The organism is Xanthomonas sp. NCPPB 4467 (assembly GCF_041475665.2).
GTDB classification, from domain to species: Bacteria; Pseudomonadota; Gammaproteobacteria; order Xanthomonadales; family Xanthomonadaceae; genus Xanthomonas; species Xanthomonas dyei.
Map to the genome: position 1 here is coordinate 3,575,046 of NZ_CM191260.1, position 14,763 is coordinate 3,589,808.

Below are 14,763 nucleotides of genomic sequence, written 5' to 3' on the forward strand. Positions count from 1 at the left end.
CGGGCGCTGCGACGGCTGTCGCTGCGCCCGGTGTTCAGTGTTCGGTGGATCTTTCGCAGGCACTGCGCTCACGCGGTGCCTGCGAGCGAACGTGCGGGCAATCAGCCCAGCAGGGTTTCCAGCACCGCCATGCGCACGGCGACGCCGTTGGCTACCTGGCGCAGCACGCACGATTGCGCGCCGTCGGCGACCTCGTCGGTGATTTCCACCCCGCGGTTGATCGGACCCGGATGCAGCACCGCGGCATCGCGGCCGGCGCGCGCCAGACGCTCGCGGGTCAGCCCGTAGTCGCTGTGGTAGTGCTCCAGCGACGGCACCAGGCCTTCTTCCATGCGCTCGCGTTGCAGGCGCAGCATCATCAGGGCGTCGGCACCTTCCAGCATGGCGTCGAAATCCTGGCCGACCACGCAGCCGTCCAGCATGTCGTCATCGGGCAGCAGGCTGGCCGGGCCGCACACGCGGATCTCGCCAGCGCCCAGCGTGCGCAGTGCATGCAGGTCCGAGCGCGCCACACGCGAGTGCTTCACGTCGCCGACGATCACGACCTTGAGCTTGGAAAAATCGGTGCCCTTGGCCTGGCGCAGAGTCAGCATGTCGAGCAAGCCCTGGGTGGGATGCGAACTGCGGCCGTCGCCGGCGTTGATCAACGCGGTGCCCTCGCCTGCGGCAGCGGCCAGCGCTTCCACCGCACCGTCATCCGGGTGGCGCACGACAAAGCCACGCACGCCCATCGCTTCGAGATTCTTCAAGGTGTCGCGCGCGGTCTCGCCCTTGCGGGTGGAGGAGGTGGACGCATCGAAATTGAGCACGTCCGCGCCCAAGCGCTGCGCGGCGAGATGGAATGAACTGCGCGTGCGCGTGGACGGTTCAAAAAACAGCGTGCACACCGCAGTGCCGGCCAGCACGCTGCGCTTGCCGACCCGGCCGACCGCGGCATCGCGGATCTGGCCGGCACGGTCGAGCAGTTGCAGCAGCGTGGTGCGCGGCAGTCCTTCCAGGGTGAGCAGGTGACGCAGGCGTCCGTCCGAATCGAGTTGCATGGTGGTCATCGCAGGTCGGGAATCAAGGGAGAAGAGTGGCTTGGTCGGGCGCGGCCAACCAGCGTTCGACGATCACGGCCGCCGCCATGGCGTCCAGCGCATCGGCATCGCGGCGGCGCTTGCGCCCATCGGCGCGTTCGCGCGCAAACCGCTGCGCGGCTTCGACCGAACTGGAGCGCTCGTCGATCAGCACGACCGGCAGCGCATAGCGCGCGCGCAATTGCCGGGCGAAGACATGCGCGCGTTTGCGTGCAGGTTGGTCCTTGTCGTCCAGGGTGAGCGGGTCGCCGACCACCAGGCCGTTCGGCCGCCATTCCTTGTGCACGCGATCCAGCGCGACCCAGTCCGGGCCGTTGGCATGCACATTGATGACCGCGACCGCACGCGCACCGGCGCCGAGCGGGGTACCGACCGCCACACCGATCCGGCGCGACCCCACGTCGAAGCCCAGCACCGTGCCATCGGGGCGGAGTGCGCCCGCCTCAGGCATGCCCGGAATAATCCGTGAGCCGGAACAGGTCCACGCCGATGCGCCCGGCAGCGGTCTGCCAGCGATCTTCCAGCGCGGTGGCGAACAACACATTGGCATCCGACGGCGCGGTCAGCCAGCTGTTCTCGCCCAGTTCGAACTCCAGTTGGCCCGCGCCCCAGCCCGCGCAGCCCAGCGCCACCAGCGCATTGCGCGGGCCTTCGCCGGCGGCCATGGCTTCGAGAATGTCGCGCGACGTGGTCAGGAACACGCCCTGCCCCACTTCCAGGCTGGAATCCCATTCGCGCGCATCGTCGTGGATCACAAAACCGCGCTCCGGGTGCACCGGCCCTCCGCTGAGCACGATCTGCTCGCGCAGCTGCGCATCGTCGGTGTCGATGCCCATTTGCGACAGCACTTCGCCCAATGTGTACTCGGACGGCCGGTTGACCAGCACGCCCATCGCGCCGTTTTCGTCGTGCTGACAAATCAGCGCGACGCTGCGCGAAAAGGTGGGATCGGACAGCGCCGGGAGCGCGATCAGCAGTTGGTTGGCCAGAGGCGTGGGCAAAACAGACATGGCCGCATTCTAGCCGTTCGTTCCGCCGCGCGCAGGGCCGCTGCCATACTTGCCGCCTATTGCATGCCAAGGACCGACGATGCTGCCCACACCTGGAACCCTACCCGCGCGCTCCGACACGCCACTGCCCCGCCAGACCCGCGTCTTGATCGTACTGGTGGCGCTCTTGCAGGGCGGCCTGCTGTATCTGGCCGCAGCGGGGCAACAACAGGGCGTGTGGCCCTTCACCGAACTGGGCGCCCGAATCTGCTGGTACACCGTGGTGGCGATCGTACCCAGCCTGGTACTGCTGAGCGTGCAGGATCTTCGCGACTGGCGCCTGTGGCAGCACGTGGCAGCAAGTACGCTGGTGTTGGCTGCCCTGGGCAGCTGGGCGGCGTGGAGCAGCACTGGCGCGCCGGCCCTGCAGGTCGCGCGGGTGCTTGGTCCGTTCGGCTTCACCATCACGGTCGGCTGGTTCGTTGCGCTGCCCTGGATGCAACATCGGCAGCTGCACGGCCATTGGCGGGCGGGCTACCACGACCTGTTCGAATACGCCTGGCAGAACGGCCTGACCCTGGCACTGGCGCTGTTGTTCGTGGGCGTGTGCTGGATGGTGCTGGGGCTATGGGCCAGCCTGTTCGCGCTGGTCAAGATCAGGTTTTTTACCGAACTGTTCCACGAACAGGCGTTCGCCTACCTGGCGACCAGCGCCATCACCGGGCTGGGCATCCTGATCGGGCGGACCCAGCACCGCGCGGTGCAGGTGATGCGGCAGATCCTGTTCGCCCTCTGCACCGGGCTGCTCCCGCTGCTGGCCGGCATCGCGCTGCTGTTCCTGCTGGTGCTGCCGTTTACCGGGCTGCAAGCGCTCTGGCAGACCCGTTCGGCGGCGTCGATCCTGCTGAGCCTGGTGTTCGGGCTGGTGCTGTTTACCAACGCGGTGTACCAGGATGGCAGCGGGCTGCCGCCGTATCCGCGCTGGTTGCGCCGGATGATCGAGGCCGGCTTGCTCAGCCTGCCGCTGCATGCGGCGCTGGCCGCCTATGCGGTGGGTCTGCGCATTGCGCAGCACGGCTGGACCAGCGAACGCATCTGCGCGGCGTTGCTGGCCGCGCTGGCGCTGGCATATGCCATGGCCTATGCGTTCGCGGTGCTGCGGCCGCGCGCCGATCGTTGGCTACCGCAGCTGGCTGGCGGCAACATGGAGCTATCGTGGGTGGTGATCGGGCTGGCAGTGCTGTTCAATACACCGCTGCTCGACCCGTATCGCATCACCGTGCAGAGCCAGATGCAGCGCCTTGCCAACGACACGCCCGAGACCCTGCAACAGAATCTGGAATTTCTGCGTTTCGACAATGGCCGCCGCGGCTATCTGGCCGTGCAGTCGCTGCGCACGACGCCCCCCTTTGCCGGCAGCCCGGAGCGCAAGCAGAAGCTGGAGCAGTTACTGGCACGCACCAGCCGCTGGGCAGGCAGTGAGACAGTAGAAGACCAGAAGGACAAACAGCTGACCGACCTGACCCAAATCCGCAAGCACGTCACCGTAGCCGCCGGCCAGGCAGAGCCGCCAGCGGACTGGTGGCACTACCTGGTGCGGTCCAAGATGCTCTGGGGCGCCTGCACGCAGGGCAACAGCAACTGCGTTGTCAGCAGCAGCGACCTCGATGGCGACGGCGAGCTCGATGTGCTGTTGTGCAATCTCGGCGCCGACTATGTGGTTGCCTGCGAGCTGCAGACCCGCAACGGCGGTGGTTGGTATCAAGCCGGTACGGCAAAGCTCTACTCCCTGGACGGCGCGGCCATGAGCGAAGTGAGCCAGGCGCTGCGCAATGGTCAGCTACAGACGCGGCCCAATCGCTGGCCGGACCTGGCGCTGCCTGGAGGCCGACGCATCCACATCACACCCAACGAAGTAGGCATCCGGCCGGAACCTCACCCATGAGCGGCTACTGCAGCATCGCGCCCGGCCACCCGGTGCACGGGCATTACCACGACCACGAATATGGGTTCCCGCAGCGCGAAGAACGCGAACTGTTCGAGCGCCTGGTGCTGGAAATCAATCAGGCCGGCCTGAGTTGGGAAACCATCCTGCGCAAACGCGGCAATTTTCAGCACGCGTATGACCGATTCGACGTGGATACGGTCGCGGCGTATGGCGACGCCGAGATTGCGCGCTTGATGAGCGACGCCGGCATCATCCGCAACCGTCTGAAAATCCTGGCGGCCATCCACAACGCGCAGGTCATCCAGACCTTGCGCCGTTCGCATGGCGGTTTTGCGCAATGGCTGGATGCGCAGCATCCGCTCGACAAGCCGGCCTGGGTCAAACTGTTCAAGAAGACGTTCCGCTTCACCGGCGGCGAAATCACCGGCGAATTCCTGATGAGTCTGGGCTACCTGCCCGGCGCACATCACGCGCAATGCCCGGCGTTCAAACGCATCGCCAAACTCAAACCGGCCTGGATGCAGGCAGCATGAGCGCGCGGATGTTCAAGCACGGAGGCAGACACGCTTTCGGCATGCTGCCATCGCCTGTGTCGGCAAGGACACGCAACGGCTGCCTGCTCGTGCTCGTCGCCCATGCCGGGCTGGTTTTCCAGGCACATGCGGCCCCGCCAACCACCGCGACGGTCTCGCAGGTACTGGAACAATTGCGGCGCGAAATCGTCGCCGAGCCAATCGGCAACCCCATCCCGATCGATACCGTGCTGCAGCGCCATGCCGACACCACCGGGCTCAGCTTCGATCTCGGCAGGCCGGACGACAGCGACGATACCGAAGCACCCCCAGCCGTGCAGCCAGTGGGTGTGACAGATGCGGAGTGGCTGGCAGTGCAGGCTTACCGCACCACCAGTGCCAGTGCAGAGAACGACATCGCTGAAAATGGCAATCACCACTACACATTGGCCGACCTGGACGAAGACGGTCAGCGCGATCTGATAGACGATGCATATGTCGGCGGCACCGGACTCTTCAACGACATCTCCGTGCTGCGCTACGACCGCGCGCAGGGCTTCCGCCCGGCAGTCGCCACCGCAGTTGACGCAGATGGCACGCCCGGCAGCTTCAGCATCAACGGCCGCGGCAGCGATCAGGCCTTGTACTGGCTGCGCATCGATGGCAAAAGCTACGCGGCCTACCGCGATGGCGATTATTTTCAGGACACGGTGACGGTATCGCGCCCATTGTCCTCGCCCGGCGAACGCGTGGAGACGCAGGTACTGCAGGTGCGCTATCGCTACCGGCACACGCTGGCGACACCATCGCGCCAAGCAGCCAGTGCCACCGCCGAAGAACAACAGGCATCGCACTGGCTGGCGCAACACCCGCAACTGCAGGCAGCCGTCAACGCGCAGCTGCAGCAGCTTGCGTTCGCACCGGACGGCACGCAGCGTGCACCGGACCCTGCTGCACGCTGCCCGGCGCAGACCAGCGGCGATCCCGACGAAGCCGATCAATGGCCCTGGCACGATGCGGGCCACTACACCTTCGACTATGTCGCCGACTTTCGTGTGCGGCGCGGCCAGGCGTGCTACAGCGCCAGCATTGTGGCCTTTCGCAGCAGCTATCTGACCTCCCCCGAAGGGTGTTGTGCGCTGTGGTTGTACGACGCTCCCGGCACTCAAGTCGCGACCCTGCCGCTGGACTCAAGACGCGAGCGAGCCAGCGTGGCGGTGGTAACCGCGACTACGCAGCCAGAGTAGCCACCGAACGTGGCCGTAGAGACTGCGAGCGCTGCTTGATGCTGTCCAGGCCAGCTGCCACGCGATAGCGATGCGTCCAATGTCAGCGCTGACTTCGTCTCTCCAGGCCTGCATGGCGATGCGCAACGCTACGCCAGCAGTGATAGCGACGCCGCGCTGGGTCGCGAGGCAACCTGCATCGAGGCCTGGCACGTGGCGAGGAACCGGACGATCTGGCCCGCATGGGCGCATGCGCACCCAAACACGCAGTGCGCAGTGCTACGTCGACAACGGCATGACGTGCATGCGCTCTTCGGCGCACGCAGGCTGATGCAACGCTTGAACTTGCACACCGATTGCCGGTGGAACCCGGGCACCACGGGTTATCGGTAAAGCTGCATCGCGCCCAGGTGCGCTCCTACGTGGTGAGCGACGACGTCGCCTGGCAGATCACACGCCCATGTAACGGTGCGGGCGGTGGTTGAACATCAGCACCAGGCTCAGCATCAGCGCGCCTAGCGCCGAATACAGCACCTTGTCCGGTGTCAGCACGAAGAAGGCGACCAGCATCAGCATGGCATCGAAGCTCATCTGCACCTTGCCTGCGCTCCAGCCGCGTTCGCGCTGCAAATACACCGCCAGGATGCCGATTCCGCCCAGGCTGCCGCGGTGGCGAATGAAGAACAGGATACCCAGCCCGGCCAGCGCGCCGCCGACAATGGCCGCAAACGCGGTGCGCATGTGCGCGTATTCGGCCCAGCGCGGCAGCAGGTCGGTCAAGGCGCCGCAGGCACCGACCGCAGCGAAGGTCTTCAGGGTGAATTCCCAGCCCATGCGGCGCACGCTCAACCAGTAGAACGGCAGGTTGACCAGTACGAACACCAGGCCAAAATTCCAATGCAACGCGTAGTGCAGCAGGAAGGCGACACCGGCCATGCCGCCGATCATCAGCCCGCCCTTGGCGAAGATCGCCAGGCCGAGCGAGGCCACCAGCGTGGCGAGCACCATGCCCTGCACGTCCTCGGCCACCGAATGGTGATACGCATGGTCGTCGGCCGTGGTTCCCGCCGAATCCGGCGGTGGCGTCAACGGCCCGGAGGTGACCACGGTGCCGTCGTCGGGCAACGGTTCTTGCTCCGGACGGAGATCGGAATCGGGAAGGCTCACGGGTTTGGGGGTGCAATGAGGTGCGATATTAGACACTATCGGCCACCCTGGTTACATCTGAAACAGCAGCGATACCGCCTCTCCAGTGCGGGACGCGTGCGTTACCACAGGGGAATCGCGTCTACAAAAAAAGCGCCCGATGCGGGGCGCCGTTTTGATCAAGCACTGCAGACCACCGCGCCAGGCGTTGGCCGCAGCCGGTGCAAGCGCTGCGGCAACAGACGACGCATTACCGAACTTCGGCAATCTCCACGCCATCCATCCCCTGCGACAGGGTCTTGGCATCGCCGCCCTGCGAGAGCTTGATGCGCAGGCGCACTTCGTTCTGCGAGTCGGCATAGCGCAGCGCGTCTTCGTAGCTGATTTCGCCGGCCTGATACAGCTCGAACAGGCTCTGGTCGAAGGTGCGCATGCCCAGGTTGGTGGACTCCTTCATGATCTCCTTGAGCTTGTGGATCTCGCCGTCGCGGATGTAGTCCTGCACCAGCGGCGTGCCGAGCATGATCTCCATCGCCACGCGGCGGCTGCGCCCATCCGGGGTCGGAATCAGTTGCTGCGCCACCACACCCTTGAGGTTCAGCGACAGATCCATCAGCAGCTGATTGCGGCGGTCTTCCGGGAAGAAGTTGATGATGCGGTCCATCGCCTGGTTGGCATTGTTGGCGTGCAGCGTGCACAGCACCAGGTGACCGGTTTCGGCGAAGGCGATCGCGTGGTCCATGCCCTCGCGGGTGCGCACCTCGCCGATCATGATCACGTCCGGCGCCTGGCGCAGGGTGTTTTTCAGCGCGTTTTCCCAGCTATCGGTATCGATGCCGACTTCGCGCTGGGTGATGATGCAGCCTTCGTGCTTGTGCACGAATTCGATCGGGTCTTCGATGGTGATGATGTGCCCGGTGGAATTCTGGTTGCGGTAACCGATCATCGCCGCCAGCGAGGTCGACTTACCGGTACCGGTGGCGCCCACGAAAATGATGATGCCGCGCTTGGTCATCGCCAGCGTCTTGATCACCGGCGGCAGGCTCAGCTCTTCCACGGTGGGAATGCGCGTCTCGATCCGACGCAGCACCATGCCCACCTGATTGCGCTGATAGAAGCAGCTCACACGGAAACGCCCGACCCCGGACACGCCGATGGCGAAGTTGCACTCGTGGGTCTTTTCGAACTCTTCGCGCTGCGACGGCGTCATCACGTTCAACACCAGATCGCGGCTCTGCTGCGCGGTCAACGGCGTCTGCGTGATCGGGCTGATCTTGCCGTTTACCTTGATCGCCGGCGGCATGCCGGAGGTGATGAACAGATCCGACGCCTTCTGATGCGCCATCAGCTTGAGGAAGGAGGTGAAGTCGATGGTGCTCATGGCGTGCTCCCTTGGAGCCGGGAATTGGGAATCGAGAATCGGGAATTGGAAAATCTGCAAGCCAGGAGCCGGAACCAGTCAGGGGCGCGCTCTTGCGATTCCCCATTCCCGATTCCCGATTCCCGAATCACTCGAATACCCGCTTGTCCTTGGCGTAATCGCGGGCCTGATTGCGCGTGATCAGGCTGCGCTTGACCAGGTCCTGCAGATGCTGATCCAGCGTCTGCATGCCGTACTGCTGGCCGGTCTGGATCGACGAATACATCTGCGCCACCTTGTCTTCGCGGATCAGGTTACGGATCGCCGGGGTGCCGACCATGATTTCCCAGGCTGCGGTGCGCCCGCCGCCCACTTTCTTGAGCAATGCCTGCGAAATCACCGCGCGCAGGGATTCGGACAGCATCGAGCGCACCATGGGCTTTTCGCCAGCCGGGAACACGTCGATGATGCGGTCGATGGTCTTGGCCGCCGAGCTGGTGTGCAGGGTGCCGAACACCAGGTGGCCGGTTTCTGCGGCGGTGAGCGCCAGGCGGATGGTTTCCAGGTCGCGCAACTCACCGACCAGGATGATGTCCGGGTCTTCGCGCAAGGCCGAGCGCAGCGCTTCGTTGAAACCGTGCGTATCGCGGTGCACTTCGCGCTGATTGATCAGGCACTTCTGTGAGGTGTGCACGAATTCGATCGGATCCTCGACGGTGAGAATGTGGCCGTATTCGTTCTTGTTGATGTAGTCGATCATGCCGGCCAGCGTGGTCGACTTGCCCGAACCGGTCGGGCCGGTGACCAGGATCAGACCCTGCGGCTGGTCGATCAGCTGGCGGAAGATCGGCGGGCAGCCCAGGTCTTCCAGCGTCAGCACTTCGGAGGGAATGGTGCGGAACACCGCACCGGCGCCACGGTTCTGGTTGAATGCGTTGACGCGGAAGCGCGCCAGCGAGGGAATCTCGAACGAGAAGTCGACCTCGAGGAATTCTTCGTAATCGCGCCGCTGCTTGTCCGACATGATGTCGTACACCAGCGCGTGCACCTGCTTATGGTCCAACGCCGGAATATTGATGCGACGGACATCGCCATCGACACGGATCATCGGCGGCAGTCCTGCAGACAGGTGCAGGTCCGATGCCTTGTTCTTGACAGAAAACGCCAATAGTTCAGCGATATCCATGCGCTGCTTTTCCCCTAGGCTGCGATTGGAAGGTACTCCCCGGCCGGCAGTATAGCGTTCTGGCTGCTGGCGGGAAGCGGCGTTGCGCCGGTTCAGGTCGGCAGCGCCGCGCGGGGCTGAAGGCGTTGTTTTCGGGCGTGGCCGGGCACGGCGCTTGCCTGTCTCGGCTACAGCCAGGCTGGCTTGCGCATGCAGCAGCTGCCCCTTCCACCTCACCGCAGCGCTACTGCCTTCAAGCGCTACCGCCGTCAGCGCGGTCACGGCGCGCTGGAAGGAAGCCAGCGGCGGCGGCACACTAGCGCTCCTGTCTCTTTCTGGATCGCCACGTGCCGGCTTCGTCGCTGCAGCAGATTCTCGATGCCATCCATGCCGCAGCAGCCGAGCATGCGCGTACCGACGTCCGGTTACTGGCGGTGTCCAAGACCAAACCGGCCGATGCCGTCGCCGCATTGGCGGCGCAGGGCCAGCGTGCCTTCGGCGAAAACTACGTGCAAGAGGCGCAGGCCAAGATCGCCGCGCTGCACGAGCTGGGGCTGGAATGGCACCTGATCGGCCACCTGCAGTCCAACAAGGCCGATATCGCCAGCCAATGCTTCGACTGGGTGCAGACGGTGGACCGCGCCAAGTTGATTCCGCTGCTGGCGCGCCACCGCCCGGACGATCGCGCGCCGTTGAATGTGCTGATCCAGGTCAATATCGATGATGAGGACAGCAAGTACGGTTGCGCGCCCGACGCCATCGACCGCCTGGCCGACGCCATCGCACTGCAACCGCGGCTGCAATTGCGCGGGCTGATGGCGATCCCGGCGCCGTTCCCGGACCAGGCGCGTCGGGCTGCGGCGTTCGCGCGCATGCAGGACCTGTTCGCGCAGCTGCAGCAGCGCCATCGGCAGGTGGATACCTTGTCGATGGGCATGAGCGCGGACTTTGCCGAAGCGATCGCGGCCGGTGCCACCATGGTGCGCGTGGGGACGGCGCTGTTCGGTGCGCGTGCGCCCTCGCCTGCCGCTTCCGCCTGATCTGCCTCGCGCATCGCTCCGAACCACTCCTACTTAGTTACTAGAGGTGCCGCAATGACCCTGCCCACGCCGCCTGCGCCATCGTCCGCCCATACCGGGCTGATCGCCTTTATTGGTGGGGGCAACATGGCGCGCAGCCTGATCGCCGGGCTGATCCGGCAAGGCGTGCCGGCTGCCAGCCTGCGCGTCGCCGAGCCGGTGGCCGAGTTGCGCAGCGGATTGTCGCGCGACTTTGGCGTGCATGTGGTCGAAGGCGCACGTGACGCGGCCGATGGCGCGGCCACCTGGGTGCTGGCGGTCAAACCGCAGGTCATGCCAAGCGTGTGCGCGCAACTGGCCGGGCTCGCACAAGTGCAGCAGCCGCTAGTGCTGTCGATTGCAGCCGGCATCACTGCCACACAGTTACAGCGTTGGTGCGGTGGCGACATGGCGGTGGTCCGCGCAATGCCCAACACCCCCGCGCTGCTCGGCGCCGGCGTCACCGGGCTGTATGCCACTGCACGCGTCTCCGATGCACAGCGCATGCAGGCAACCCAATTGCTGGAAAGCGCCGGGGTGACGGTGTGGATCGACGACGAAGCGCAGATGGACGCGGTGACTGCCGTTTCCGGTAGCGGGCCGGCGTACCTGTTTTTACTGGCCGAAGCGATGGAAGCGGCGGCACAGGCGCAGGGACTGCCGGCCGATACCGCGCGCACGCTGGTCCTGCAAACCCTGCTGGGCGCATCCCGCATGCTCACCGAATCGGGCGAAGCACCGCAGGTCCTGCGCGGTCGCGTAACCTCGCCCAATGGCACAACGCAAGCGGCCATCGAAACATTCCAGGCGGGCGGATTCGAAGCGCTGACAGCGCAAGCAATCGCTGCGGCGACCGAGCGCGGCCGCAGTTTGTCGGCGGCCAACGATTAGCGCGCCGCGGCTCGCCCAAACGCGTTGCTGGCTGCGTGGGGCAATCAGCGACGTGTAGCGATGATCGATGACCTGCCTCGCAAGCAGTTGCCGCTCGCCGCACGGCATCCAGTTTCAGACGTCAAGCGACCTTCCGCGCAACGTCGCGCGCGTTGCAATCGATGCCAATACGCGCCAATCAGACGATCGCGCGCGACTTCTTCGACATCGCGCGGCGATGCATCCGCCGTTGGCAGCAGAGCGGATTGCGTAATGCAGAGTCTTTTGGCATGCGCATTCCGACCGCAGCCTTGCGCAACGACCTGCTGCTCTGCGTCAGATACGGCACATGTCTGCGCGCTGCACGCGTTCCGCACTGGTTTTTACGCGCGTTTTGCGCTGCTGGTGAACGAATCCCCGTCGAAAGACGCTTTTTTGTGTTGTTTCATCGTTTGCCTATTGGCGGCGCGCAGCAGTTGCCCTACATTTCGCGTTGCCGACTGGGTCGGCAGACCCAACACCACCAACGAATACGGAACGAATACCTCATGGCAAAAACCGCCGCTAAGAAGGCTGCCCCCAAGAAGGCAGTGAAAAAAGTCGCCGCTACCAAGACCGCGAAGCCGGCCAAGGCCGCCACCAAGACCGCCGCACCGAAGCCGATCAAGGAAGCCCTGAGCAAGACCGGCCTGGTCGCGCACATCGCCGAATCCACCCAGCTGGCTCCGAAGGACGTCCGCGCCGTGCTGGCGTCGCTGGAAGCCACCGCACACGCCTCACTGAGCAAGAAGGGCGCCGGCACCTTCACCCTGCCGGGCATGCTGAAGATCACCTCGGTCAACGTGCCGGCCAAGCCGAAGCGTAAGGGCATCAATCCCTTCACCAAGGAAGAGCAGATGTTTGCCGCCAAGCCGGCAACCTGCAAGATCAAGGTGCGCGCGATGAAGCGGCTGAAAGACGCAGCGCTGTAATCTCGCCTGCATCCTGTGTTATCGAGACGGCCTGCGGGCCGTCTTTTTTTTACGCTTTTCCCGCGTCTTGTTGGCGATGCGTGTCGACACACCACATCGCAGTCATGGCAGCCCGTCTACCCTGTTGGTGAGTTCGCAACAGAGAGTGTCCATGACCGCGCCAGCACCTCGCAGCCCCGCCCGACGTGTGCGTCGCCTGCTGGTTTCGATTGCCCTGCTGTGCGCGTTGGGCGTGACCGCGCGCTGGGCCTGGCAGTCGCCGATGGGCGAACGCCTGCGCACCAGTTGGGAGCTGTCGCGGATGCCGCCGCCGCAGACCCTGCAGATTCCGGTGAAAAACGTCCGTGCGCGCCAGATTGCCGACACCTTCGGCGCACCACGCGGACGCGACCGCAGCCATGCCGGCGTGGATATTTTCGCGCCGCGCGGCACCCCTGTGATCGCCACCACCCGCGGCGTGGTCAGCGCCATTCGCGATGCCGGGCTGGGTGGGAAACAGGTCTGGGTGCTCGGGCCAGCGATGGAGCGGCATTACTATGCGCACCTGGACGACTGGGCACCCGGGCTGGCCGTTGGCGATGTTGTCGAACCAGGCACCGCGCTGGGCATGGTGGGGACCACCGGCAACGCGCGCGGCACGCCGCCGCACCTGCATTACGGTGTCTATGGGCGCAACGGTGCGTACGATCCGCTGCCGCTCCTGCGTAAAACCACGCCAAAGCAACCCGACTGAGCACGTTGGAACACTGCGTCATGGCCTGCGCTATCGAGCGCGCGGCAGCCTGCGCCTATGGTGGATGCAGTCCAGGAGTGACGCGACCACCATGTCCCGAAAACGCTATCGCATTACGGTCACGCCCATCGAGAACGATGGGCGCCCATGCGACAACCGCTGCACCATCGAGTTCGAACAGCGCTCCCGCGCCGACTGGATGCGCCTGCTCGAAGAGTTGCATCTGCGCCGCGATCTGAGCAGCGACGAATGCGCCGCACTCACCGTCGGCTCGCAATTGCTGGAAGACCTGGCCGCCCGTCCACGCGCGCAACCCAGCGATGCGCTGGATGCATTACGGCCCAAGCTGCAGTTGCTGCTCGACCGCCTGCAACGCGTACACCCTGCCGCCTGAGCCACCTCGCGGCGCACACGCCGGCTACACTGCGCGCCTCGGGGGACGGAGACGCGCCATGCGCTGGATCGCAATTGCCATATCGCTAGCCGCACTCGCAGGCTGCAGCTGTCATCGCAGTGCAGATCAAGACACGGCTGCGACAACCCGCTTGCCCACAGCACCGGCGCCGGCAGCATCCGCTGCAGCAACTGCCAACCAAGCATCCACGCTGCCTCTCGCCGACGCCCCCAGCGATGCGCAAGCGCGCGCCAGCTTTGCCGAAGCAAGCGCAACCGTGCAGCGGTATCTGGGTGCACTGCCCGGCGGCGCACGCGCCGATGCCGATGCGATGTGGACCGGCGGTCGGCCATCGCCGGTGCCGGACGATGCGGTACTGCGCGGCATCGGCGATATCCGCTCGATGCGCATCAACAACGACCCGCCGGTGTCGCTGGATCAAGAACATCCACCGCGGCGCATCGAGGTACCGGTACGTATCACCGTGCGCACGGGCTCGGGCACACTGCAACTGGTCGGCGCCTATCGCCTGCAGCCGCGCGCCGGCAGCAGCCGCTGGGAAATCTACTCGGCCACCCTGCAACCGGTGCTGCGCTAACCCGTGGTTCACCGGCACTGACTAAGGTTGTGTCACCTGTTGCCGGAGTCACCCGATGAAACTGCGTTCGCTTGCCGGATCCGTGCTTGCCCTTGCCTTGGCGCTCCCCATGACCAGCGCCTGGGCGGCGCCGCAGATCCAGGGCCATCAGATCAGCGTGCAAGCCAGCGACCTGCAGCAGTTTTTGGGAGGCCGCTTCCCGCAAACGCACAACACGCTCGGTGGCTTGATCGCAATGACGGTCAGCAATCCGGCGTTGTCGCTGCCGCCCGGCGACCGGATCAAGATGGCCTTCGATCTGGCGGTGGCAACTGCCGGTGGTGCGCCCGCTCCGGTGGGCAATGTGACGCTGACCAGCGCGCTGCGTTACGACGTCGCCAAGCAAGGCTTCTATCTCGACCAGCCCAGCATCGACGATTTCCGCCCGGCCAATTCCGGCGCAAAGCTCGACCACAGCACCCGGCAGCTGCTCAATACCTGGCTGGCCGACTACGCGCGCAAGGAACCCATCTATCGCATCGACCCGTCGATTGCCGCAGTGATGGGCGCCGTGCAGGTGGAGTCGGTCGGCATCCAGAACGGTCGCGTGGCGGTCAACTTCAATCAAAACATCGAGCAGATGGTGCCGGCGGCGGCGCTGTCGGGGAAGTAGGTCCTGCACGCTTGTCGGCAGCCTGCGCAACTGCAGTCCTCATCCTCTGCACACCACGCACA

General features: G+C 65.1%; 16 protein-coding genes. 10 read left to right on the forward strand and 6 right to left on the reverse strand.

Going from position 1 to position 14,763, the window contains the following annotated elements:
* Positions 1–101 precede the first annotated feature (101 nt).
* From ACCQ06_RS15725 to ACCQ06_RS15735, 3 genes are read right to left on the reverse strand one after another with little or no spacing between them, the layout of a single operon-like run.
* Positions 102–1,049 (reverse strand): aspartate carbamoyltransferase catalytic subunit, encoded by a 948-nt coding sequence (locus tag ACCQ06_RS15725; protein WP_104614556.1) that lies wholly within the window; start codon positions 1,047–1,049, stop codon positions 102–104.
* A 13-nt stretch (positions 1,050–1,062) separates the two neighbouring features.
* Positions 1,063–1,530, reverse strand: coding sequence for a Holliday junction resolvase RuvX (ruvX, locus tag ACCQ06_RS15730; RefSeq protein WP_316687160.1), 468 nt, complete (start codon positions 1,528–1,530; stop codon positions 1,063–1,065).
* Entirely contained in the window at positions 1,523–2,089 is a 567-nt protein-coding gene (locus ACCQ06_RS15735) for a YqgE/AlgH family protein (RefSeq protein ID WP_046962721.1), read from the reverse strand. Before ACCQ06_RS15735 ends, ruvX begins: the two co-directional genes overlap by 8 nt.
* A gap of 79 nt (positions 2,090–2,168) precedes the next feature.
* Between ACCQ06_RS15735 and ACCQ06_RS15740 the strand changes: the two genes are divergently transcribed.
* The 3 genes from ACCQ06_RS15740 to ACCQ06_RS15750 all read left to right on the forward strand — a co-directional run bounded on the left by ACCQ06_RS15740 (position 2,169) and on the right by ACCQ06_RS15750 (position 5,775).
* On the forward strand, positions 2,169–4,013 hold the full coding sequence (locus tag ACCQ06_RS15740) for a DUF4153 domain-containing protein (protein WP_316687163.1): 1,845 nt from the start codon (positions 2,169–2,171) through the stop codon (positions 4,011–4,013).
* A complete protein-coding gene (locus ACCQ06_RS15745; protein WP_316687165.1) occupies positions 4,010–4,549 on the forward strand; it encodes a DNA-3-methyladenine glycosylase I in 540 nt (179 codons plus the stop codon). The genes ACCQ06_RS15740 and ACCQ06_RS15745 overlap by 4 nt, the downstream gene beginning before the upstream one ends.
* An 89-nt stretch (positions 4,550–4,638) precedes the next feature.
* Positions 4,639–5,775, forward strand: a complete 1,137-nt coding sequence (locus ACCQ06_RS15750; protein WP_372364388.1) for a hypothetical protein — start codon at positions 4,639–4,641, stop codon at positions 5,773–5,775.
* Positions 5,776–6,204: 429 nt separating this feature from the next.
* Here ACCQ06_RS15750 and ACCQ06_RS15755 read toward each other — a convergent pair whose 3' ends face one another.
* The 3 genes from ACCQ06_RS15755 to ACCQ06_RS15765 all read right to left on the reverse strand — a co-directional run bounded on the left by ACCQ06_RS15755 (position 6,205) and on the right by ACCQ06_RS15765 (position 9,446).
* Complete coding sequence (locus ACCQ06_RS15755) at positions 6,205–6,879, reverse strand: YitT family protein (protein WP_228323207.1); 675 nt, start codon at positions 6,877–6,879, stop codon at positions 6,205–6,207.
* A gap of 271 nt (positions 6,880–7,150) precedes the next feature.
* On the reverse strand, positions 7,151–8,281 hold the full coding sequence (locus tag ACCQ06_RS15760) for a PilT/PilU family type 4a pilus ATPase (RefSeq protein WP_104614551.1): 1,131 nt from the start codon (positions 8,279–8,281) through the stop codon (positions 7,151–7,153).
* Positions 8,282–8,408: 127 nt separating this feature from the next.
* Complete coding sequence (locus ACCQ06_RS15765) at positions 8,409–9,446, reverse strand: type IV pilus twitching motility protein PilT (RefSeq protein ID WP_104614550.1); 1,038 nt, start codon at positions 9,444–9,446, stop codon at positions 8,409–8,411.
* Positions 9,447–9,772: 326 nt separating this feature from the next.
* Between ACCQ06_RS15765 and ACCQ06_RS15770 the strand changes: the two genes are divergently transcribed.
* The 7 genes from ACCQ06_RS15770 (at position 9,773) to ACCQ06_RS15800 (ending at position 14,701) form a co-directional block, all read left to right on the forward strand.
* Positions 9,773–10,465, forward strand: a complete 693-nt coding sequence (locus tag ACCQ06_RS15770) for a YggS family pyridoxal phosphate-dependent enzyme (protein WP_104614549.1) — start codon at positions 9,773–9,775, stop codon at positions 10,463–10,465.
* A gap of 54 nt (positions 10,466–10,519) precedes the next feature.
* A complete protein-coding gene (proC, locus tag ACCQ06_RS15775) occupies positions 10,520–11,374 on the forward strand; it encodes a pyrroline-5-carboxylate reductase (protein WP_316687168.1) in 855 nt (284 codons plus the stop codon).
* Between the two features lie 527 nt (positions 11,375–11,901).
* Positions 11,902–12,324: an HU family DNA-binding protein gene (locus ACCQ06_RS15780; RefSeq protein ID WP_104614547.1), complete on the forward strand. Its 423-nt coding sequence runs from the start codon at positions 11,902–11,904 to the stop codon at positions 12,322–12,324.
* A 76-nt stretch (positions 12,325–12,400) separates the two neighbouring features.
* Positions 12,401–13,057 carry a M23 family metallopeptidase gene (locus tag ACCQ06_RS15785; protein WP_372364389.1) on the forward strand — a complete coding sequence of 219 codons (657 nt, stop codon included), beginning with the start codon at positions 12,401–12,403 and terminating at the stop codon, positions 13,055–13,057.
* Between the two features lie 91 nt (positions 13,058–13,148).
* A complete protein-coding gene (locus ACCQ06_RS15790; RefSeq protein WP_170068505.1) occupies positions 13,149–13,451 on the forward strand; it encodes a DUF3861 family protein in 303 nt (100 codons plus the stop codon).
* A 211-nt stretch (positions 13,452–13,662) separates the two neighbouring features.
* Positions 13,663–14,049, forward strand: a complete 387-nt coding sequence (locus ACCQ06_RS15795) for a hypothetical protein (RefSeq protein WP_372365839.1) — start codon at positions 13,663–13,665, stop codon at positions 14,047–14,049.
* 55 nt (positions 14,050–14,104) lie between these two features.
* The gene (locus ACCQ06_RS15800) at positions 14,105–14,701 is read left to right on the forward strand and encodes a YceB family lipoprotein (RefSeq protein ID WP_104614545.1); all 597 of its coding nucleotides are present in this window, start codon (positions 14,105–14,107) and stop codon (positions 14,699–14,701) included.
* Positions 14,702–14,763: the final 62 nt, after the last annotated feature.